Raw genomic sequence first — 20,258 nt, forward strand, 5'->3', positions numbered from 1 at the left:
TGGTTCGGATGTTCCGCAATGACGCGGTGGATTTCTGGCAGGTTGTCGATCTTCTTCGTATCGGCCGCAGATGAGTCCGAAGGCTCAGGCTTCACGCGCCGAGCAGCTTCAGCGTCTCGTCGAGCGAGGCCGGATCCGTGATTGCGGCACCGACGAGATTGCCGTCGATGCGCTTGGTCAGCCCGGCGAGCACTTTGCCGGGGCCGCACTCGATCAAATGCGTCACGCCGTCCCTGGCCATGGCCTGTACGCATTCCACCCAGCGCACAGCCCCCGCCGCCTGACGCACGAGCGCATCTTTGATGGCGGCCGGTTCGGACACCGTGGCCACATCGACGTTGTTGACGACGGGAATCTGCGGCACCTTGATGTCGACGCCGGCGAGATATTCGCGCAGGCGATCCGAGGCAGGCTGGAGCAACGACGAATGGAACGGCGCCGAGACCGGCAGCGGCAGCGCGCGCTTCGCTCCTTTCGCCTTCGCCAGTTCGCATGCCTTTTCGACGGCAGCCTTGTGGCCCGCGATCACGACCTGCGCCGGCGCATTGAAGTTGACCGCCTCCACTACGCCGCTGCTTTCGCGCGCCGCTTCCGCGCAGACGGCATGCACCGTGTCGTCGTCGAGACCGAGGATGGCGGCCATGCCGCCAACGCCGACCGGCACGGCCGTTTGCATCGCCTGGGCGCGAAAGCGCACGAGCGGCACGGCGTCGCGAAAGGCGAGCGCACCCGCGGCGACGAGCGCCGTGTACTCGCCGAGGCTGTGACCTGCGACGACTGCCGGCGCGGCCCCGCCCGCTTCGCGCCAGGCGCGGTAGATCGCGTAAGCGGCCGTCAACATGACCGGCTGGGTATTCGTAGTGAGATTGAGTTCTTCGGCCGGGCCCTCGGCGATCAGCTTGGCGAGATCCTGACCTAGTGCGTCGGACGCCTCCTGAAGCGTCTCGCGGACAACCGCACGATCGGAAAATGCATTCAACATGCCGACCGATTGCGATCCTTGTCCCGGAAAAACGAACGCAAATTTCATATCGTTCCCAAAATGTGAGCCTTGTTGACGCGAGCGGCGCGCGCATTGCCCCCGGCCGAGCGCCGGTTGCCGGACCGCCCGCAGCCGATCAGTAGCGAATGAGCGACGCGCCCCAGGTGAAGCCGCCGCCGACGCCTTCGATGAGCACGTTCTGGCCGCGCTTGATGCGCCCGTCGCGCACCGCGAGATCGAGCGCGAGCGGAATCGACGCGGCCGACGTATTGCCGTGCTCGCCGACCGTCACGACCATGCGCTCTTGCGGCAAGCCGAGCTTGCGGCAAGTGTGCGACATGATACGGATATTGGCCTGGTGCGGAATCAGCCAATCGACCTGGTCGGGCGAAACGTCGGCCTTGGCGAGGGCCTCGAGGGCAACCTTCTCGAGCACGTTGACGGCCAACTTGAAGACCGCCTGCCCATCCATATGAAGGAACGCGCTGCCCGCGACGACGCCGCCGTTGACATGGCCCGGCGTGCAAAGAATGCTGGCGTAGCTCCCGTCCGCATGGAGCGCGCTCGAAAGCACGCCCGGCTCGTCCGACGCCTGCAGAATCGCGGCGCCGGCGCCGTCGCCGAACAACACGCACGTGGTGCGATCGTTGAAATCGAGAATGCGCGAGAACGTCTCGGCGCCGACGATGAGCGCCGTGCGGTGCTGGCCGCTGCGGATCAGCGCATCGACCGTCGCGACGGCATAGGCGAAACCCGAGCAAACGGCCTGGATATCGAACGCGGCGCCGCCGTTCTTGATCTGCAGTTTGTCCTGCAGCAGGCAAGCGGTGCTCGGAAACACGAAATCGGGCGTGGACGTGGCGACCACGATCAGATCAATCGTCTGCGGGTCGACATCGGCCGCTTCGATTGCACGTTGCGCCGCGATTAGCGCGAGATCGCTCGTCGTGACGTTGGCTTCGGCAAAATGACGCGCGTGGATGCCCGTGCGCGCGACGATCCATTCGTCACTCGTTTCGACGCCGCGCCGGGCCAGTCGATCCGCGAGCTCTTGATTCGTGACACGGCCGGGCGGCAGATAGCTGCCGGTGCCGAGCACGCGGGAGTAAATAGTCGGTTGGGCCATTTAAGCTTTCGAAGATACCGCGGCGTAAGGCTCGGCCGGACGGCCGGCAAGGTTCGCGTGACCGGCGCCGCCCGGTTCGCGCGCTGCTTGCGCGAGCGGCGCCGCGTTCTCTTCCATCGCGCGCGCCAGGCGTTCGAGCACACCATTTTTGACGGCATCATACCCGCGTTTGATGGCCCACTCAAACGCATAAGCATCGGCGGAACCGTGGCTCTTGATGACGAGCCCCCTTAGTCCGAGCAATGCCGCACCGTTGTACTGGCGATGATCGACGCGCTTCTTGAAGCGCATCAGAACGGGCAGCGCCAGGATGGCCATGAATTTGGTCAACAACGAACGACCGAACTCCTCGCGGATGATGTCCGAGAGCATCTGCGCCAATCCTTCCGACGTTTTCAGCGCGACGTTGCCGACGAAACCATCGCACACGATGACGTCGGCCGTGCCCCTGTAGATGTCGGTGCCTTCCACGTTGCCGCGGAAATTGAGCGTGCTCGCACGCAACAGCTCACCGGCGCGCTTGATCGTGTCGTTACCCTTGATGACCTCTTCGCCGATGTTCAAGAGCCCGATCGTGGGACGATCCTTGCCCTCGAGCGCAGAAACGAGCGCGTGGCCCATCTCGGCGAATTGGAGCAGATGCTGCGGCTCGCAATCGACGTTCGCGCCGAGGTCGAGCATCATCGTGTAGCCGTGGGGGTTGGGTAGCGCCGACGCGATAGCGGGCCGCTCGATGCCGGCGAGCGTTTTGAGCACGTACCGGGACACGGCCATCAACGCACCCGTATTGCCTGCGGAAATGCATGCTTGCGCCGCCTCGTCCTTCACGAGGTTGAGCGCCACCCGCATCGACGAGTCCTTCTTCTTGCGCAATGCGACTTCGACGGGGTCATCCATGGCGACGACCTCCGAGGCCGGCACGATGGTCAGCGCTGCGAGGTCGAGCGCCTTGCATTTCTTCAGTTGAGCACGAATCGGAGCTTCGAGCCCGACCAGCATCAACTGCGCGTCGGGATGCGAACGAACGAAGCTGACGGCAGCGGGAACGGTCACGGACGGGCCGTGGTCGCCTCCCATGCAATCTATCGTGAGCTTTATAGTCATGGACTGCGACGAATTTTCAGGCGCTATGCGCACGGCTGCAGCAAGGGCTGACCCACTCGCTCGAAGCCGACCGCACAGCATGGGACCGAAGCAAGCGCGCCGCATACGGTCGATGCAGGCGCTCAGTCGTTCGTTCGACAACAGCCGAAGCGCCAGCCCGGGCCCACCGCGAAACGCAGGGCCAAAGCACACCGAAGCGCCATCGTTGACCGACTGCGACGGACGGACCTGGAGCCAGACGCTCAAGCAGATACACCGAAGCGCGCACGCCGACCGACGCAAAAAAGCGGCAGTGAAATGCCGCCTTTTGTTTCGTTCGAGCCGCGAAATTGCCTGGCAAGCCGCTCGCCGCGCACAGGATCGCCGGACCAGGCGAACGCCGCGCGCCTACGCGTTTAGTCGTTCTTCGTCTTGACGACTTTCTTGCCGCGGTAGTAACCGTTCGGGCTGATGTGGTGACGCATGTGAACTTCACCCGTGCTCGGCTCTACTGCGAGCGGCGTCGTGGTCAGGAAATCGTGCGAGCGGTGCATGCCGCGCTTCGACGGCGACTTCTTGTTTTGCTGGACTGCCATGGTAACTCCTAAAAATTTTTGGGATTCTAACACAGCCCGATCGGCGTAACGCCACTGGCCAAACGGCCGGCGCGCCGCATCGTGCTACTCATGCAACGGTTCAATGTTTCTTGCCGTCATCTTCACCGCGCTTCAGTACTTCGAGCGCGGCGAACGGATTCGGTTTGCCGGCGTCTTCGTGCCCGCCGCCGGACTGCGGGGCCTCGCCATCGTCTTCGTCTTCGTCTTCGTCTTCGTCTTCGTCTTCGTCGCTTTCGCTCAGATCGACGGCGTGCTCGCCCGCTGCGCCCGTCACGAGACTTTCATGCACCAGCGGGCAAACGTCGTGCTTCGGCACGAGCGGCAGCGACAGCAGCAGTTCCTCCTCGATCAACCCGACCAGGTCGAATTGCCGCGAACCGACGATCACGTCGAGTTCCTCTTCATCGAGCGGGAACTCTTGCGCTTGCGCTTCCGTCTCGACGATCCGGTAAGCAGCCTCGATATCGAAGGCCTGCTCGTACGGCGTGAGGCACCGCTGGCACTCCAGCCACGCCGCACCGTGCAACGCGAGCCGCAGATAGGGCTGCGGCGCTTCCGTGCCGTCGTCTTGCAGCTCGGGCTGCGTCGAGCCTTCCGCCTGCCACGTGAACAACGTGTCGCGATCTGGCGCATCCGCCGGAACTTCGTTTAACATGCGCGGCAGTTGCGAGACGCGCACTGCGCCGGCAGCCTGCCGCCCGCTACGCGCGAATTCGAAAATATCGAACCCGTGCGGATCGACGAGCCCGCCAGCCTTACCGGAATGTTGGGACATGGTTCGCTCCTCGCTCTGCTCAAGTAGCGGTCTGCCAGCTTCAGCTGTGGGTTCCGCTGTGAGTTCTCATGCTGCGCGCTCTACCGCTGACGCTATCGGCTTTTGCTTCCGCTTTCGTTGCTGCACGCCTCTCGGCCTCAAGCCCTTAGGCCTCAAGCCCCTGGGCCTTCGCTGTCAGCCTTGCCCGTCAGCACCAAAGGTTCCGAGATTCGCAGCACGAACCGCACCGTGAAAAGCCGAAGACTATATTCGATTTACTGTTTGCAGTCAATCACTTAAACGATCCGGCACGAACCGCCGCCAATCGGGCGCCGGTTCGTGCCGCCCCAATTTTTCGCGTCCGACCATGCCCGATTCCCGCGTCCGGCCACCCCGGTTGATCCTCGCTTCCAGCTCACCCTATCGCCGCGCCCTGCTCGAACGGTTGCGCATTGTGTTCGACGTCTGCGTACCGGCCGTCGACGAAGCGCCGCACCCCGGCGAAACCCCGGCCGCAACGGCGCTGCGGCTTGCCCAGGCCAAAGCGCGCGCCGTGGCAGACCGCGAGGCGGCGTCCGCGCCGGTGCTCGTCATTGGGTCCGATCAAGTCGCCACGTACGACGGCCTGCAGATCGGCAAGCCCGGCACGCACGAAAAGGCGCTCGAGCAACTGCGGGCCATGCGCAATCGCATCGTCGAATTCCACAGCGCGTTGTGCCTGTTCGACAGTGCGCGCGGCATCGCACAAACAGAGGATGTCGTGACGCGCGTGCGCTTCCGCGATCTGCCCGATGCCGAGCTTGACGCCTACCTGCGCGCCGAGACCCCTTACGACGTAGCCGGCAGCGCCAAGTCCGAGGGCCTTGGCATCGCGCTATTGGAGTCGATCGAATCGGACGATCCAACCGCTCTCGTCGGACTGCCGCTGATCGCGCTCACGAAGATGCTGCGCGCGGCCGGCTACCCGCTGTTCGCAGGTGCGCAATGAGCGGCGTTCTCTATTTGATCCCGAACGCGCTGGGCGAAGGCGACGCGGCCGCGCTCGCGACCGTCCTGCCGGCCAGCGTCGTCGCGCGCGCCGCCTCATTGGGTTATTTCGTCGGCGAGAACGCGAAGAGCACGCGTGCTTTTCTCAAGCAGGTCGGCGTCGCCCGGCCGATTCAGGAAATCGAAATTCGCGAACTGAACGTCAACACGCCGGCCAGCGAGATCGATGGACTGCTGGCCCCGATATTGGCCGGGACGGATGGCGGACTCGTCTCGGAAGCGGGCTGCCCGGCTGTAGCCGACCCCGGTGCGCTGCTCGTGCGACGCGCACACCAACGCGGCGTCAAAGTCGTGCCGCTCGTCGGCCCGAGCTCGATCTTGCTCGCGCTCATGGCCTCGGGCCTCGACGGCCAGCGATTCGCATTCCACGGTTACCTTCCGGTCGACCCCGCCGAGCGGACGAAGACGCTACGCGATCTCGAACAGCGCTCGCGCAAAGGCCGTGAAACACAGATTTTCATCGAGACGCCCTATCGCAACCGTGCTTTGCTCGATGCGCTCATCGCGACTTGCGCACCCTCGACGCTCGTTACGGTGGCGGTCGACCTGACGCTCGATTCAGAGCGGATTGCCACGCGCGCGGCGAGCGATTGGAAAAAACATGCCGGGACATTCGACATGCATAAGCGGCCAGCCATCTTCTTGATGTTGGCGAATTGAAGAAGACGACGAAGGCATAGCGATAGCGAGCCAGGGGCGGCGCATGCCCGGGACGCCCCTGGCCCGCAGCGTCCCGGCGTCCCGGGCGCTGCTGCGCGCGGCGCCCGCTTGCAGCTTCAGCGCAGTTTCACGCCACCCAGAGCCAATGCATGGACGGCGCCCGCACCGACCGCCGCACCAAACTTGCGCGCGATGCGGTTGGAAATGCTTTCCTTTTCCGTGTAGTCGACGATGTCAGGCGCCTTGATCACCTCGCGCGCGACGTAGCCCGTATCGCCGTAGCCGTCGGCGAGCCCCAGCTCCACGCTCTTCTGGCCGGTCCAAAACAGACCGGAAAAGAGGTCCGGTGTCTCATGCAGACGCTTGCCACGCCCCTGCCGTACGGCATCGATGAACTGCTGGTGGATCTGGTCGAGCATGGCCTGCGCATGCGCATCCATGGCCGGCGTCTCGGGCGAGAACGGATCGAAAAAACCCTTGTTCGCGCCCGAGGTATGCAACCGCCGCTGCACGCCGAGCTTTTCCATCAACCCGGTAAAGCCGAAACCGTCCATCAGCACGCCGATCGACCCGACGATACTGGCGCGATCGACGTAGATCTTGTCGGCCGCGGCAGCAACGTAGTAACCACCGGACGCGCACATATCGCCAACCACGACGTACAGTGGCTTGGCCGGGTACTTCGCACGCAGCCGGCGAATTTCGGCGTTAATGATGCCGGCCTGGACGGGCGAACCGCCGGGACTATTGATGTAAAGGATGACTCCGGCCGAATCGCTGTCGGAGAATGCGCGCCGAAGCGATCGATCGATATCCTTGGCGTTCGCGTTCGTATCGGCGCCGATTTCGCCTTCGAGCGAGACGAGCGCGGTATGCCGGCCCGTGGCCGCCACGTTCTGATGGGAGGCGTTGAACAGGCTGAACACGAGCAACAACAGCACGGCAAGAAACGCGAACCGGAAGAAGATCTTCCAGCGGCGGGCGGACCTCTGCTCGTTGATCGCCGCGAGCGCGATGCGCTCGAGCGCCGCGCGTTCCCAGTTCGGTTCGCGCTGGCTGGCGCCGGGGCCCGGCGGTAGTTCGGGCGGCAGGGAATATGGCGATTCTGAAGGTTGCTGCGGGTCGGGCGTGTGTTGATCGGCCATGTGCTCTCGGTCGCTCGTTGTGTTCGTTGTTATCGAAAAAATAAAAAAAAGCGGATAAATGCCACTAAATTCCGGCAAATAACCCGCAATCCGGCGAAATTACCCGCCCTCGACCGGCGCCGGCTGCAAATCGCCATCGGGCAGCCAAAACACCGCGCGCCCTTCCGGTGTCTCGCGCTCTTCGACTTCGACCGCCCGCAACCGCGCGCCGCGACAAGGGCCGCCAACGCAACGACCGCTGTCCGGCGCATAAATCGCGCCATGGGTCGCGCACATCAAGTATAAGCCGGACGATTCGAAGAACTGGCCCTCGACCCAGTCGAGCTCCATCGGCACGTGCGCGCACCGATTCAGATAGCCGTAGGGGCGCCCGTCGTAGCGAACGAAGAAGACGACGGCGTCGCCATCGAGATACCGGGCCGCCCGCCGTACGCCCATTCCGCCGTCGACGAGTTCTTCGGCGGCACAGACACGCACGGCCTCGCGCTCGCCGCCGCTCATGCGTGCTCCCGCAGCCAGTCGGCCAGCGCGCCGACGTTCTCGGCGACAAAACGCGGCTCCAGTTTCGTGAGCGCATCGACCGGATGCGCGCCGTAAGTGACGGCAACCCCCGCGGCACCGGCATTGGTCGCCATTTGAAGATCGTGCGTCGTGTCCCCGATCATGACCGTGCGTTCGAGATCCTGCCCAAGCTCGCGCGAGAGCTCTTGGAGCATCGCCGGATGCGGCTTGGAGAATGTCTCGTCGGCGCAGCGTGTGCCGTCGAACACGCTCGTGAGCCGGACTTCGTCGAGCGCGCGATTCAAACCCACGCGGCTCTTGCCCGTCGCCACGGCCAGCAAATAGCCGAGCGAACGCAATTCCGCCAGCAGTTCGCGCACGCCGGCGAACAGTTCCGTGCGCGCATCCTTGACGAGATAGTGGTAGCGATACCGCTCGGCCAAGCGCGGGTATTCGGCCGGATCGAGCGAGGGCGCGGCGATCTGGAGCGCATCGCGCAGCCCGAGACCGATGACATAGCGCGCGGCTTCGTCGGCGGGCACCGGCAGCCCGAGATCGCGGCACGCGGCCTGGATGCTGCGCGCGATGTGCGCCGTCGAATCCATCAGCGTGCCGTCCCAGTCGAAGACGATCAGGTCAAATTGCTGTCGGGGCATCAGGTTGCGCCTCACTGCGCAAGTCGGTCAGTTGGTCGAGGAAACGCCGGCATTCTTCCGGCACCGGCGCGCTCAGTTCGAGCGGCTCGCCCGTGATCGGATGCGTCAGACGCAACCGGTACGCGTGCAGGAACATTCGCTTGAGCGAAGGCCGGGCATTGGCGCGGGCCAGCGCCTTGTTCAAGGCGAAATCGCCGTATTTGGCATCGCCGACGATCGGCAACCCGAGATGCGCCAGGTGGACACGGATCTGATGCGTGCGCCCTGTCTTCAGTTCCGCCTCGATCAGCGCGTAACCGGGCCAACGCTCGACGAGATTGAACACGGTATGCGACGGCTGGCCATCGGGCTGCACGCGCACGCGCCGCTCGCCCTCGGGCGTCAGATATTTGTGAAGCGGCTCCTTAACTGCGCGCCGCCGTCCCCAATCGCTTGCCCACTCGCCGTGTACACACGCGTAATAGCGCTTATCCATCCGATTTTCGCGGATCTGCTCGTGCAGCCCCACGAGCGCCGCGCGCTTTTTGGCGAGCAGCAGGATGCCCGACGTTTCGCGATCGAGCCGATGCACGAGCTCGAGAAATTTGCCGAGCGGCCGCGCCTCGCGCATCTGCTCGATCACGCCGAAAGCGATGCCGCTGCCGCCGTGAACGGCCACGCCGGCCGGCTTGTTGATCGCAAGCATGTGCTCGTCTTCGAAAATCACCGCGAACTGCGCAGGCGGCGCGGGGATGGCCATACCGGCCTCGAACGCGTCCGATTGGGCAACGCGCATGGGCGGCACGCGCACGAGATCGCCTGTCACGAGCCGGTACTTCGCGTCGACGCGGCGCTTGTTGACCCGCACCTCCCCGCTGCGCAGGATCCGGTAGATGTGACTTTTCGGCACGCCCTTGCAGACGCGCAGCAGGAAATTGTCGATGCGCTGGCCGGCGGCCCCGTCGTCCACCTGTATCATCGACACTTGGTCGGCTGCGACCAATTTCTGGGATATTTTGCCTAACTCATTCATTCTGAATATAATTTGCCCAGCCGTTCGGGCGCGCCGTGCTTTTTTTCGCGGCCGATCGTCCGAATTGCCCAGGGTGAAGCAAGAACCTGTTATTTTACTTGTTTGGTGTACCCAAGGGCTGGTTGCTTGCCCTGAATTAAGAAGCAACGAGTTGCACGCACGGCATTCATCGCGGCAGGGACGTCGCCCACAGGCGCGTTCGGTCGGGTCGATGCCGACGGTAACGGAATTTTGGTAAAAAAGAATTCATCAGGTGAGCCTCGGTGGCATCGCGCGTTTGTCGGGCGAGACCGGGCTCCCGATTGCGAAACCTACGGCGAGCGCCCCAAGCGTTCCGTGTGAAGCGGAACTGTCGGCGACGTCAAAAATTGGCGAGACACGCCGCGCGGCGGTCGAGCATGCATCGGGCTTCGCGCCGCCACACGCGGCGCGGCTTTCCCGGCCTCGCACCGGCATCGAACGATGCCACGGATGCGGCGCGGGCCACCCGAGCGCTCGGGTAGCGCGCCCCGTGCAACGCCGTTATTTGAAGCCGTGTTCGCATGCGCCCATGCGGCTCGCGGCTTTGTTCGGCCATCCCGAGTCCTCTCAGGCAATTCTCCCCGCCATCGTTCCCGCTCCAGCGTGCTTGTGAAAACACAATAAGGACGCGGCGCGCTCCGATTGCGTCGCCCGGTCGGGTCATTTTCCGCCGGGCGCGCGGCGACGCCGCTCTGGAGCCGTTCAATGAAACGAATGCTGTTCAACGCGACGCAGCAGGAAGAACTGCGCGTCGCCATCGTCGATGGGCAAAAACTCATCGACATCGACATCGAAACCGCCGGGCGCGAACAACGCAAAGGCAATATCTACAAGGGGATCGTGACGCGCATCGAGCCGTCGCTCGAAGCGTGCTTCGTCAATTACGGCGAAGATCGCCACGGCTTCCTGCCCTTCAAGGAAGTCGCCCGCCAGTACTTCAAGGAAGGCGTCGACATGCGCTCGGCGCGCATTCAGGACGCGCTGCGCGAAGGCCAGGAACTGATCGTTCAGGTCGAAAAGGAAGAGCGCGGCAACAAGGGCGCGGCACTCACGACGTTCATCTCGCTCGCCGGCCGCTATCTCGTTCTGATGCCGAACAACCCGCGCGGCGGCGGCGTCTCGCGGCGCATCGAAGGCGACGATCGCCAGGAACTGCGCGAAACGATGGCGCAGCTGCAATTGCCTGACGGCATGAGCATCATCGCGCGCACGGCCGGCATCGGCCGCAGCGCGGAAGAGCTGCAGTGGGACCTGAACTACCTGATGCAGCTGTGGCGCGCAATCGAAGCCGCCTCGCAAAGCGGCCAGACCGGTCAGCCGATGCTGATCTATCTGGAATCGAGCCTCGTGATTCGCGCCATTCGCGACTACTTCCAGCCCGACATCGGCGAAATTCTCATCGACACCACGGAAATCCACGACCAGGCGCGCGCCTTCATGGATATCGTGATGCCCGACAACGTCGGCAAGGTGAAGCGGTATCACGACGACGTGCCGCTATTCTCGCGCTTCCAGATCGAACACCAGATCGAAACGGCGTATTCGCGTACGGTGCCGCTGCCCTCCGGCGGTGCGATCGTGATCGATCATACGGAAGCGCTCGTGGCGATCGACGTCAACTCGGCACGCGCCACCAAAGGCGCCGATATCGAAGAGACAGCCACGCGCACGAACCTCGAAGCGGCCGACGAAGTGGCGCGCCAGCTGCGTCTGCGCGACCTCGGCGGCCTGATCGTGATCGATTTCATCGACATGGAATCGGCCAAGAGCCAGCGTGAAGTCGAGCAGCGCCTCAAAGATGCGCTCAAGCACGATCGCGCGCGCGTCCAAATGGGCAAGATTTCGCGCTTCGGCCTGATGGAACTGTCGCGTCAGCGCCTGCGCCCCGCCCTGTCCGAAGGCAGCCATGTCACGTGCCCGCGCTGCAACGGCACCGGCCATATCCGCGATACCGAATCGTCCGCGCTGCAAGTGCTGCGGATCATTCAGGAAGAAGCGATGAAGGAAAACACCGCGGCGATCCACTGCCAGGTGCCGGTCGAAGTCACCGCCTTCCTGCTCAACGAAAAGCGCCAGGAAATCAATAAGATCGAATCGCGCTTCAAGGTGGGCGTCGTCCTGATCCCGAACAAGCATCTCGACACGCCGCATTACAAGCTCGAGCGTCTGCGTCACGACGATTCGCGCCTGGACGAGCCGCGCGCGTCGTGGAAGATGGCCGAGGAAGCTGCGCGCGAACTGGAATCGGAGACGGCTTACAGCAAGCGTGCCGAAGACGTGAAGCCGAAGCAGGAAGCGGCCGTGAAGGGCATCACGCCCGAGCGGCCCGCGCCCAGCGCGCCGGTACGTCCGCAAGCCGCGGCCGCACCGGCTGCGGCTGCCGCGGCGCCGCGCACCGGTGGATTCTTCGGCTGGCTCAAGAGCCTGTTCGGCGGCGAGAGCGCAGTACCCGCGCCCGCGCCGGAACCGGTGCAGCCGGCTCGCACGGCTCGCGCCGAGCGTGGCGGCGAGCGCGGCGAACGGACGGAGCGCGGCGGTGAACGCAACCGTAACCGCCGCGGCGGCGGTGGCGGCCGCGATGCGGCTGCCCGTCCCGAAGCGGCAGTCGGTGGTCGTGCCGGTCAGCAGCCGTCGCAGCGCCCCCCGCGCGAACAGCGCGAAGGTCGCGAGGGCCGTGGCGAACGCACACAAGAACGTGCCGAGACGGTGGAGGCCTCGCCGCGCGGCGAGCGCCAGGAACGCCGCGAGCGCGGTGAACGCGCGGAACGCGGCGAGCGGCCGGAGCGCGTCGAACGCGGTGAACGTGCCGAGCGCGGTGAACGCACTGATCGTGGCGAGCGCCAGGAGCGCACGGAACGTCCCGAGCGCGCAGAGCGACGCAAGCCGCAACCCGAGGTGGTAGCCGAAACCGCGGATCGCCCGGACGCGCAGGCTGCGGAACTTGCCGTTGCGGCCGGTGTGAACGCTCCTGAGCAAGACACGCTCGCACGGGACGGCGAAGAGCGTCGCCGTCGCCGCCGCGGCCGCCGCGGTGGACGCCGTGAGCGCGAGGAAGAAGGCGTGAACGCGACGCTGGCTGCCGATGTCGCCGAAGCCGAAGGCACCGCCGCGGCCGTACCGCCGCAGGCCGCCCCTGCTCCGGAAGTAGAGCGCGAGCCGCTTGCACCCGCCGTTCAATCGGCACTAGAGCAGACGCGTGCGGAAGCACGCGCCGAGGACGTCGTCGCGACGCCGGTGCCGATGCATTCGCCCGTGCCGACGCCACTGCCCGGGGCGCCCGTGATCGCGGCCGCTGAGCCGGCCGCGCCGGCGCCTGCCGAAGCCGTCGCCACGCCCGTCGAGCAGCCGTCAGCCGTCGCTGCAGTACAGGCAGTGCCGGCTGCGCCGGCCGCACCGGCTCCGCTTGCCGCGGAACCCGAGTCGGCGCTGACGCATCTCATCGAAACGGCCCCGGTCCCGGTCCCGGCCCCGGCGCTCGCACCCGAAGCGACGCCGGCCGCCGAACCCGCCCCGGCAGCTCGGAGCGAAACGGTATCGGGCGCGGCGGCAGCGCCGATCGAAGCAGCCAGCGCTGCGACCGAAGTCGCCCAGCGCCCGGCCGCGTTCGAGGCTGCGACCACGCCTAAGAGCGTCCGGGCGAATGGATTGTCGATCAGCGACCTGCAACCGATGCTCGAATCGGCTGGGTTGGTGTGGGTCAACACCGATGCGGACAAGCTGCGCGCCGCACGGGAAGCTGCGGCCCAGGCCCCGGCCCCAGCGCACGCACACCGCGAGCGCAAACCGCTGCCGCCTCTCGATCAATCGCCGATGCAGCAGATCGAAACGCGCAAGGACGCCTGAGTCCGGATTCGCATGCGTAATGAGCCCGCCCTTCGTGGCGGGCTTTTTTTCGCCCTTTCTTCGTACCTCTTCGTCCCCCTTCGTACGTACCCTTTCCGCCGCCTCGGGCGGTTGGATTCTCCCGACGTTCTTGACCTGCGTCACGATTTGCGCGTTATCCGCGCCATCAGGCGGGCCTTCCCCGCCGCTGGCGCGGCATTCCGTTAGAATGGGTTTCTGCCTGTTTCTGGCTTCATCATGTCCCGACGCATTATTCCCGTCGCCGAGTTCAGTGCGGCGCCCGACGTCACCGGCGCGCCTTTCGCTCCGCGCGGGACGCTTGTCGACACGCTCACCAGACCGCTGCGCGATCTGCGCATCTCCGTCACCGATCGCTGCAACTTCCGTTGCGTCTATTGCATGCCGCGCGCCGTCTTCGACAAGGACTATCCGTTCTTGCCGCACAGCGCCCTGCTTACGTTCGAGGAAATCGAGCGGCTGGCGCGGTTGTTCGTCGCTCACGGCGTAGACAAGGTTCGGTTGACAGGAGGCGAACCGCTGCTTCGCAAGGACATCGAGCGGCTTATCGAACGGCTCGCCGCTCTGACCACACCTGACGGCAGGCCGCTCGACCTCACCCTGACCACCAACGGCTCACTGCTTGCGCGCAAGGCCCGCAGCCTGAAAGACGCCGGCTTGAGCCGCGTCACGGTGAGCCTCGACGCGCTCGACGACACGCTCTTCAAGCGCATGAACGACGCGCAATACACGGCCGGTGCCGTGCTCGATGGCATCGAAGCGGCCCAGGCGGCAGGACTCGCGCCGATCAAGGTCAACATGGTCGTCAAGCGCGGCACCAACGATGGCGAGATTGTGCCGATGGCCCGGCGCTTCAAAGGGTCGGGCATCGTTCTGCGATTCATCGAATACATGGACGTGGGCACCTCGAACGGCTGGAACATGGCCGAAGTGCTGCCTTCCGCCGAAGTGATCGCGCGCATCGCCGAGCACTTCCCGCTTGTACCGCTCGAAGCGCATACACCCTCGGAAACCGCTCAGCGCTGGGGCTATGCAGATGGCGGCGGAGAAATCGGCGTCATCTCGAGCGTGACGCGCGCGTTCTGCGGCACCTGCACGCGCGCGCGGCTTTCGACGGAAGGCAAGCTGTACTTGTGTCTGTTCGCTTCGGCGGGACATGATTTGCGTGCGCTCGTGCGCGGCGGCGCAACCGATGCCGAAATCGCAACGGCCATCGCGCGCATCTGGCATGCGCGCGACGATCGCTACTCGCAGTTGCGCGGCAGCGCCGATGCCGCGTCGACCGGCAAGGGGCGCATCGAGATGTCGTACATCGGCGGCTAAGGCCGAACGCGCCGCCATGACCCACGACTTACGCTCGCGTCTGACGGGCCTCGTGCTGGCCGGCGGCCGCGGCACCCGCATGGGCGGACTCGACAAGGGACTGCAACTGCTCGCCGGCGAGCCGCTCGCGCTGCGCGCAGCGAAACGCATTGCCGGACAAGTCGGCTGCGTGCTGATCAGCGCCAATCGCCACATCGACGAATACAAGCGGCTGGCGGCGCCGTTCCACGCACGCATCGTCGAAGACGCATCGTGCGACTTTCCGGGCCCGCTGGCAGGAATCCTGGCCGGCTTACGGGCGACATCCAAAGAACTGCTGCTGTGCGTCCCCTGCGACACGCCCGCTCTGCCTGACGATCTCGCCGCGCGACTCGTCGACGCACTCGATGCCGCGCAGGCCGACGTGGCCTTCGCCTCTACCACGAACGCCGAAGGACACAGGTGCCCGCACCCGGTCGTTGCCGTGATGCGCACCTGCCTTGCCGACGACCTGGCCGCCTGGCTCGATGCCGGCGAACGCAAGGTCCGCACGTGGTACGAACGCCACAAGAGCGTCCAAGTGCACTTTCAAGACGAGCGCGCGTTTTACAATGCCAATTCCTTGCACGAGCTCGCGGAGCTCGAACGAGCGTTCGGCGTCGAGCCAAAGCGCAGCTGATCAGCCGGCCCAGAGGCGAAACACCCACGCCACGCTCGCGCTGCTATGCTCACGCGGTTCCCGGCTCGCTGCGCCGCGCCCCATTCTTCGATGACGATTTCCAACGAAATTTCCGGCGCCGCCGCCCCTTCGGCCCCGAACCCGCTTCCCGTCGATACCGCCCGCGCACTGATTCGGCGCGCGGTCACGCCCGTGGCGATGGTCGAGCGAGTGGCGTTGCGGTCGGCGCTCGGCCGTGTGCTCGCACAGGACATCGTCTCGCCGATCGACGTGCCGGCCCATGACAACGCCGCGATGGACGGCTACGCGTTCGACGGCGCCGCACTGGCACGTTGCGTCGATTCCAATTCCACGCCGGCGTCGGCGGTTCATGCGCCGTTGACGCTCGCCGTAGCGGGCGAAGCGCGTGCGGGCCATCCGTTCGAGCGGGTGTGCCGCGCCGGCGAATGCGTCAGGATCATGACGGGCGCGCCGATGCCGTCGGGCTGCGATACGGTCGTCGCCCAGGAATTCGTGACGCGCAACGGATCGAGCATCAGCTTCGACGATCAGCACATCGCGCGCGGCGCGAACTGCCGGCGCACCGGCGAAGACCTGGCGCGCGGCCATCCCGCCCTTGCGGCCGGCCGGGTCCTGCGTCCGGCCGATCTCGGCTTGCTGGCATCGCTCGGAGTCGCCGAAGTACCGGTGCGCCGGCGCTTGCGCGTCGCATTCTTTTCGACAGGCGACGAACTGCGCTCGATCGGTGAGCCGCTCGAGACAGGATGCGTCTACGATAGCAACCGCTACACGTTGTACGCGATGCTGACGCGGATGAACGTCGAAGTACTTGATCTCGGCGTGGTGCGCGACGAGCCCGCAGCGCTCGAGGCTGCATTGCGAGCCGCCTGCGAGAGCGCCGACGTCGTATTGACGTCGGGCGGCGTATCGGTCGGTGATGCCGATTTCACAGCGCGCATGACCGAAACGTTCGGCGATGTGGCCTTCTGGCAACTCGCGATGCGCCCGGGCCGCCCGCTGGCGTTCGGCCGCCTGTGGCCGAACGGACGCGATGAGTCTGCTGGCAGCGCGCTGTTCTTCGGGCTACCTGGCAACCCCGTCGCCGTCATGGTGACGTTCTATCAGCTCGTTCGCGAAGCGCTGGTGACAATGTCAGGCGCAAACGCGGACACACCGCTACAATTTGCCGCCGAAAGCAGCGTGGCGATCAAGAAGCGTCCCGGACGCACTGAATTTCTACGCGGCATCGCCACGCGCGACGCCGCCGGCAAGTGGAGCGTCGCGGCCACGCGTTCGCAAGGATCGGGCGTGTTGAGTTCGATGAGCGAAGCGAACTGTTTCATCATCCTCGCCCACGATCAAGCCGATGTCGCCGCGGGAGCACCCGTCGACATCATGCCCTTCGACGGGCTCGTCTGAGCGGCGTTCGACGCCCGCTACGGTTTCCAAAAAGCACACTGTCTCTCAACGAGGCTCTCAATGAAAAAACAAATCTTGTCGATTGCGCCGGGGCAGACTGCAAAAGCGCTCATCCTCGTATATTTGACCTTCAGTATGCCGATCGTCCTGCTCGGCATCCTCGTCGCGTTTATCCGCCACGGGTCAGTCGAACTGAGCACCATCTTCAGCGCGCTGCTGCTCAATGCGATCCTCGGGTTTGTATTGCTGTGGATCGCTTGCCACCTCTACAACTGGGTAGCCGGGCGCTTCGGTGGCATCGAAATCGTTCTGTCCGACGTGCCCGAGGAAGCTTGATGAACAACGACACCATTCGCAACACCACGCCGCTCGACGTAGCGCCGATGATCGGCCTGATGCGCGAGTTGGCCGAGTACGAGAAGCTCACACATCTGTTCGTCGCGACCGAAGACTCGCTGCACGAGGCCCTGTTCTCGGCACGGCCGGCGGCTGAAGCGCTTGTGGCCGAGCGCGACGGCCGCGTTGTCGGATATGCGCTTTACTTTCACAATTTTTCGACGTTCTTGAGCCGGCGCGGCCTTTATCTCGAAGACCTCTACGTGCAGCCCACCCTGCGCGGCAGCGGGCTCGGCACTGCGCTCCTGCGCCGCGTCGCGGCAATCGCGGTCGAGCGCCAATGCGGACGCTTCGAATGGTCAGTGCTCGACTGGAACCAAAGCGCGATCGATTTCTATACGAAGATGGGCGCCACGGTGTTGCCCGATTGGCGCATCGTTCGCGTGACCGACGACGCATTGACGCAACTCGCCAACGCAGCCTGACCTGACTGCATGGCTGCCGGCGCAAGGCTCGGGGGCCGTAGCGGGTCCAGCGCCGCACCGCCCTTCTCCGACTCGATAGGAAGGCCTCAAACGTCGGGTTCTTGCAAACCCGCGTAAGCGTCGCCGAGCAAGCCTTCCGTTTGCTCGCCCGGCAGCGCCTCGACTTCCTTCAGCTTCGTGCTCATGACGCGCGTGCGGCGCTCGGCCGCTTCGATCGAGCGCGTGACTGTTTCGAGTTGCGATTTGGTCTTCGCCAGGACATCGCCGAACTTGCCGAACTCGGTCTTGACCGCGCCCAGCACCTGCCAGACCTCGCTCGAACGCTTCTCGATCGCGAGCGTGCGAAAGCCCATCTGCAAGCTGTTGAGCAACGCCGTCAGCGTCGTGGGCCCGGCGATCGTCACGCGATAGTCGCGCTGCAACTGATCGGTCAGCCCGGGACGACGCAGGACTTCCGCATACAACCCTTCGGTCGGCAGGAAGAGCAACGCGAAATCGGTTGTGTGGGGCGGCGCCAGGTACTTTTCCGCGATCGTGCGCGCCTCGCCGCGCACACGCGCCTCGAGCGCTCGCGACGCTTCGTCGACGGCAACCGGGTCTGCGCGCTCCTGCGCATCGATCAGGCGCTCGTAGTCTTCGCGCGGAAACTTGGCATCGATCGGCAGCCAGACGGGAGTGGCCGCGCCCTGGCCGTTTCCGCCCTCCGACCGCCCCGGTAATTTGATGGCGAATTCGACGCGCTCTCCGCTCTTGGGCACGGTCGCGACATTCTTCGCGTATTGATCGGGCGTCAGTATCTGTTCGAGCAGCGCCTCGAGTTGGACTTCGCCCCAGGTGCCGCGCGTCTTCACGTTCGTCAGCACCTTTTTCAGGTCGCCTACGCCGGCCGCGAGCGTCTGCATCTCGCCAAGGCCGCGGTGAACCTGCTCCAGACGATCCGACACGAGCTTGAACGACTCGCCGAGCCGCTGCTCGAGCGTCGCATGCAGCTTTTCGTCGACTGTGCGGCGCATTTCCTCGAGCTTCGTCGCATTGTTCGATTCGATATCCTTGAGCCGCGCTTCGAGTGTCGCCCGCACTTCGGCGAAGCGCCGATCGTTCGCCTCGATGAGCTGGGCGAGTTGTTGCGCGAGCGTATCGCCGAACCGCTTGAGGGCCGAGGACTGCTCGTCGCGCGACACATGCGCGTGCCGCTGCAGGCTCTCGCGCATCGCATCGAGCTGCGCGGCGTTCGTTTCGGTGAGTTGCGCAAGACGCGTCGCAAAGCCGTCGATTTGCTGGTTTTGCACCGTGGCGACGCTCGTCAATTGGGCGGCAAGCGTCTGTTGGAACTGTGCGAAGCCACCGCCCAGTTCGGCGCGCGAGAGGCGCGACGTTTCGGCGATTTCCCCACGGAGCTCGCGCTCGAGCCGTTCGTAGGCACGAGCCTGCGCCTCGCCCGACGTTTGAATGCATTCGCTAAGATCGGCAAGCGCCGCGCGATCGTTCGCGCGTGTCGCACTTCTGACTGCCAGCGCCAGCGCAATCGCCAATACGACAACGGCCAGAGCAAGCGCCGCAATAAGGATCATCGTCATGAACGCATGCGTCCCAGGACTTCAGGGTTGATCGGATTGGCCGGCCGGCCCGCATTGGGGCCCTCGCCAAGCGCGGCAATGAGGTTGTCGGCGGCAAGGTTCGCCATCGCCCGACGCGTGGAATCGGTGGCGCTCGCGATATGCGGCGTCAGGACGACACTGGGCGCCGACAGCAGCCGCGGATGCACGTTCGGTTCGCCCTCGAATACGTCGAGGCCCGCCGCCGCAATACGCCCCTCGTGCAGCGCCTCGGCCAGTGCCCCATCGTCTACGATGCCGCCGCGTGCAATGTTCGTCAGCGTGGCGGTTCGCTTCATCAACGCGAGTTCTGCAGCGCCGATCGTGTGATGGCTCTGCGCGCTGTACGGCACGACAAGCACGACGTGGTCGGCCTGCTGCAGCAAGTCCGCTTTCGACAGGTACTGCGCGCCGAGTTCGGCTTCGATCTCAGGCGCTACGCGCGAGCGATTGTGATAAACGACGCGCATCGAGAAGCCGCTCGCGCGGCGCGCCAGCGCCTGTCCGATGCGGCCCATCCCGATGATGCCCAACGTGGCCCCGTGGACGTCCGCACCAAGAAAACCGTCATAGCGCCAAGCGCCCCACTTGCCCGCGCGCAGCCAGTGCTCGCTCTCGGTCACGCGTCGCGCCGCCGCCATCATCAATGCCCAGCCGAAATCGGCCGTCGCTTCGTTGAGCACGTCGGGGGTGTTCGTGGCAATGACATTGGCGGCGTTGAACGCGTCGATGTCGAAATTGTTGAAGCCGACGGCCATGTTCGCGACCGCGCGCAAGCGCGGGGCCGCCGCGAAGATCGCCGCGCCGATTGGATCGCCAGCCGTCAACGCGCCGTCTTTATCGGCAAGCCTGCGCGCAAGCTCGTCGGGCGGCAGCGCCGGCCCGTCGTTCCAATCGACGTCGAAGTGCCGCTTGAGACGCTCGACGACATCAGGAAAGATCGGACGCGCGACGAGAATCTTCTGCATGAAATGTCT

19 protein-coding genes are annotated in these 20,258 nt (G+C 65.0%); 8 read left to right on the forward strand and 11 right to left on the reverse strand.

All coding sequences use genetic code 11. The annotated features are described in order from the left end of the window. Positions 1-91 precede the first annotated feature (91 nt). The 5 genes from fabD to C0Z19_RS12955 form a co-directional block, all read right to left on the reverse strand. On the reverse strand, positions 92-1,030 hold the full coding sequence (fabD, locus tag C0Z19_RS12935) for an ACP S-malonyltransferase (RefSeq protein ID WP_102610227.1): 939 nt from the start codon (positions 1,028-1,030) through the stop codon (positions 92-94). Positions 1,031-1,118: 88 nt separating this feature from the next. After that, a complete protein-coding gene (locus tag C0Z19_RS12940) occupies positions 1,119-2,108 on the reverse strand; it encodes a beta-ketoacyl-ACP synthase III (protein ID WP_102610228.1) in 990 nt (329 codons plus the stop codon). After that, the gene (gene plsX, locus C0Z19_RS12945) at positions 2,109-3,212 is read right to left on the reverse strand and encodes a phosphate acyltransferase PlsX (protein WP_102610229.1); all 1,104 of its coding nucleotides are present in this window, start codon (positions 3,210-3,212) and stop codon (positions 2,109-2,111) included. 395 nt (positions 3,213-3,607) lie between these two features. After that, positions 3,608-3,787 carry a 50S ribosomal protein L32 gene (gene rpmF, locus C0Z19_RS12950; RefSeq protein WP_010105341.1) on the reverse strand — a complete coding sequence of 60 codons (180 nt, stop codon included), beginning with the start codon at positions 3,785-3,787 and terminating at the stop codon, positions 3,608-3,610. A 100-nt stretch (positions 3,788-3,887) separates the two neighbouring features. Then, positions 3,888-4,583 carry a DUF177 domain-containing protein gene (locus tag C0Z19_RS12955; protein ID WP_102610230.1) on the reverse strand — a complete coding sequence of 232 codons (696 nt, stop codon included), beginning with the start codon at positions 4,581-4,583 and terminating at the stop codon, positions 3,888-3,890. Between the two features lie 346 nt (positions 4,584-4,929). Here C0Z19_RS12955 and C0Z19_RS12960 point away from each other — a divergent pair, with 346 nt between their 5' ends. Beyond that, complete coding sequence (locus C0Z19_RS12960) at positions 4,930-5,550, forward strand: Maf-like protein (RefSeq protein ID WP_102610231.1); 621 nt, start codon at positions 4,930-4,932, stop codon at positions 5,548-5,550. After that, positions 5,547-6,269, forward strand: a complete 723-nt coding sequence (locus tag C0Z19_RS12965) for an SAM-dependent methyltransferase (RefSeq protein WP_102610232.1) — start codon at positions 5,547-5,549, stop codon at positions 6,267-6,269. The genes C0Z19_RS12960 and C0Z19_RS12965 overlap by 4 nt, the downstream gene beginning before the upstream one ends. A 116-nt stretch (positions 6,270-6,385) precedes the next feature. Here C0Z19_RS12965 and C0Z19_RS12970 read toward each other — a convergent pair whose 3' ends face one another. The 4 genes from C0Z19_RS12970 to C0Z19_RS12985 all read right to left on the reverse strand — a co-directional run bounded on the left by C0Z19_RS12970 (position 6,386) and on the right by C0Z19_RS12985 (position 9,583). After that, on the reverse strand, positions 6,386-7,414 hold the full coding sequence (locus tag C0Z19_RS12970; protein WP_102610233.1) for a S49 family peptidase: 1,029 nt from the start codon (positions 7,412-7,414) through the stop codon (positions 6,386-6,388). A gap of 99 nt (positions 7,415-7,513) precedes the next feature. Further along, entirely contained in the window at positions 7,514-7,915 is a 402-nt protein-coding gene (locus tag C0Z19_RS12975) for a Rieske (2Fe-2S) protein (RefSeq protein ID WP_102610234.1), read from the reverse strand. Continuing rightward, positions 7,912-8,571 carry an HAD family hydrolase gene (locus tag C0Z19_RS12980; protein ID WP_102610235.1) on the reverse strand — a complete coding sequence of 220 codons (660 nt, stop codon included), beginning with the start codon at positions 8,569-8,571 and terminating at the stop codon, positions 7,912-7,914. The genes C0Z19_RS12975 and C0Z19_RS12980 overlap by 4 nt, the downstream gene beginning before the upstream one ends. Continuing rightward, positions 8,552-9,583: an RluA family pseudouridine synthase gene (locus C0Z19_RS12985; RefSeq protein ID WP_102610236.1), complete on the reverse strand. Its 1,032-nt coding sequence runs from the start codon at positions 9,581-9,583 to the stop codon at positions 8,552-8,554. The genes C0Z19_RS12980 and C0Z19_RS12985 overlap by 20 nt, the downstream gene beginning before the upstream one ends. A gap of 726 nt (positions 9,584-10,309) precedes the next feature. Between C0Z19_RS12985 and C0Z19_RS12995 the strand changes: the two genes are divergently transcribed. The 6 genes from C0Z19_RS12995 to C0Z19_RS13025 all read left to right on the forward strand — a co-directional run bounded on the left by C0Z19_RS12995 (position 10,310) and on the right by C0Z19_RS13025 (position 17,686). After that, entirely contained in the window at positions 10,310-13,447 is a 3,138-nt protein-coding gene (locus C0Z19_RS12995; protein WP_102610238.1) for an Rne/Rng family ribonuclease, read from the forward strand. Between the two features lie 237 nt (positions 13,448-13,684). Then, positions 13,685-14,788 (forward strand): GTP 3',8-cyclase MoaA, encoded by a 1,104-nt coding sequence (gene moaA / locus C0Z19_RS13005; protein WP_102610240.1) that lies wholly within the window; start codon positions 13,685-13,687, stop codon positions 14,786-14,788. Between the two features lie 16 nt (positions 14,789-14,804). After that, positions 14,805-15,446 (forward strand): molybdenum cofactor guanylyltransferase MobA, encoded by a 642-nt coding sequence (gene mobA, locus C0Z19_RS13010; RefSeq protein ID WP_102610241.1) that lies wholly within the window; start codon positions 14,805-14,807, stop codon positions 15,444-15,446. 90 nt (positions 15,447-15,536) lie between these two features. After that, positions 15,537-16,865 (forward strand): molybdopterin molybdotransferase MoeA, encoded by a 1,329-nt coding sequence (gene moeA / locus C0Z19_RS13015; protein WP_102610242.1) that lies wholly within the window; start codon positions 15,537-15,539, stop codon positions 16,863-16,865. 60 nt (positions 16,866-16,925) lie between these two features. Continuing rightward, on the forward strand, positions 16,926-17,201 hold the full coding sequence (locus tag C0Z19_RS13020) for a hypothetical protein (protein WP_102610243.1): 276 nt from the start codon (positions 16,926-16,928) through the stop codon (positions 17,199-17,201). Continuing rightward, the gene (locus C0Z19_RS13025; protein ID WP_102610244.1) at positions 17,201-17,686 is read left to right on the forward strand and encodes a GNAT family N-acetyltransferase; all 486 of its coding nucleotides are present in this window, start codon (positions 17,201-17,203) and stop codon (positions 17,684-17,686) included. Before C0Z19_RS13020 ends, C0Z19_RS13025 begins: the two co-directional genes overlap by 1 nt. Before the next feature lie 86 nt (positions 17,687-17,772). On the opposite strand, the gene C0Z19_RS13030 is transcribed toward C0Z19_RS13025, so the two are convergent. Beyond that, positions 17,773-19,263 carry a DNA recombination protein RmuC gene (locus C0Z19_RS13030; RefSeq protein WP_102610245.1) on the reverse strand — a complete coding sequence of 497 codons (1,491 nt, stop codon included), beginning with the start codon at positions 19,261-19,263 and terminating at the stop codon, positions 17,773-17,775. After that, the gene (locus C0Z19_RS13035; RefSeq protein ID WP_102610246.1) at positions 19,260-20,249 is read right to left on the reverse strand and encodes a 2-hydroxyacid dehydrogenase; all 990 of its coding nucleotides are present in this window, start codon (positions 20,247-20,249) and stop codon (positions 19,260-19,262) included. Before C0Z19_RS13035 ends, C0Z19_RS13030 begins: the two co-directional genes overlap by 4 nt. Positions 20,250-20,258: the final 9 nt, after the last annotated feature.

The sequence above is a fragment of the Trinickia soli genome (genome assembly GCF_002879855.1).
GTDB classification, from domain to species: domain Bacteria; phylum Pseudomonadota; class Gammaproteobacteria; order Burkholderiales; family Burkholderiaceae; genus Trinickia; species Trinickia soli.

What these genes read in the sequence shown, in the direction of transcription:
- fabD (WP_102610227.1), bottom strand. Translation starts at nt 1,030, where the DNA reads ATGAAATTTGCGTTCGTTTTTCCGGGACAAGGATCGCAATCGGTCGGC.
- C0Z19_RS12940 (WP_102610228.1), bottom strand. Translation starts at nt 2,108, where the DNA reads ATGGCCCAACCGACTATTTACTCCCGCGTGCTCGGCACCGGCAGCTAT.
- plsX (WP_102610229.1), bottom strand. Translation starts at nt 3,212, where the DNA reads ATGACTATAAAGCTCACGATAGATTGCATGGGAGGCGACCACGGCCCG.
- rpmF (WP_010105341.1), bottom strand. Translation starts at nt 3,787, where the DNA reads ATGGCAGTCCAGCAAAACAAGAAGTCGCCGTCGAAGCGCGGCATGCAC.
- C0Z19_RS12955 (WP_102610230.1), bottom strand. Translation starts at nt 4,583, where the DNA reads ATGTCCCAACATTCCGGTAAGGCTGGCGGGCTCGTCGATCCGCACGGG.
- C0Z19_RS12960 (WP_102610231.1), top strand. Translation starts at nt 4,930, where the DNA reads ATGCCCGATTCCCGCGTCCGGCCACCCCGGTTGATCCTCGCTTCCAGC.
- C0Z19_RS12965 (WP_102610232.1), top strand. Translation starts at nt 5,547, where the DNA reads ATGAGCGGCGTTCTCTATTTGATCCCGAACGCGCTGGGCGAAGGCGAC.
- C0Z19_RS12970 (WP_102610233.1), bottom strand. Translation starts at nt 7,414, where the DNA reads ATGGCCGATCAACACACGCCCGACCCGCAGCAACCTTCAGAATCGCCA.
- C0Z19_RS12975 (WP_102610234.1), bottom strand. Translation starts at nt 7,915, where the DNA reads ATGAGCGGCGGCGAGCGCGAGGCCGTGCGTGTCTGTGCCGCCGAAGAA.
- C0Z19_RS12980 (WP_102610235.1), bottom strand. Translation starts at nt 8,571, where the DNA reads ATGCCCCGACAGCAATTTGACCTGATCGTCTTCGACTGGGACGGCACG.
- C0Z19_RS12985 (WP_102610236.1), bottom strand. Translation starts at nt 9,583, where the DNA reads ATGAATGAGTTAGGCAAAATATCCCAGAAATTGGTCGCAGCCGACCAA.
- C0Z19_RS12995 (WP_102610238.1), top strand. Translation starts at nt 10,310, where the DNA reads ATGAAACGAATGCTGTTCAACGCGACGCAGCAGGAAGAACTGCGCGTC.
- moaA (WP_102610240.1), top strand. Translation starts at nt 13,685, where the DNA reads ATGTCCCGACGCATTATTCCCGTCGCCGAGTTCAGTGCGGCGCCCGAC.
- mobA (WP_102610241.1), top strand. Translation starts at nt 14,805, where the DNA reads ATGACCCACGACTTACGCTCGCGTCTGACGGGCCTCGTGCTGGCCGGC.
- moeA (WP_102610242.1), top strand. Translation starts at nt 15,537, where the DNA reads ATGACGATTTCCAACGAAATTTCCGGCGCCGCCGCCCCTTCGGCCCCG.
- C0Z19_RS13020 (WP_102610243.1), top strand. Translation starts at nt 16,926, where the DNA reads ATGAAAAAACAAATCTTGTCGATTGCGCCGGGGCAGACTGCAAAAGCG.
- C0Z19_RS13025 (WP_102610244.1), top strand. Translation starts at nt 17,201, where the DNA reads ATGAACAACGACACCATTCGCAACACCACGCCGCTCGACGTAGCGCCG.
- C0Z19_RS13030 (WP_102610245.1), bottom strand. Translation starts at nt 19,263, where the DNA reads ATGACGATGATCCTTATTGCGGCGCTTGCTCTGGCCGTTGTCGTATTG.
- C0Z19_RS13035 (WP_102610246.1), bottom strand. Translation starts at nt 20,249, where the DNA reads ATGCAGAAGATTCTCGTCGCGCGTCCGATCTTTCCTGATGTCGTCGAG.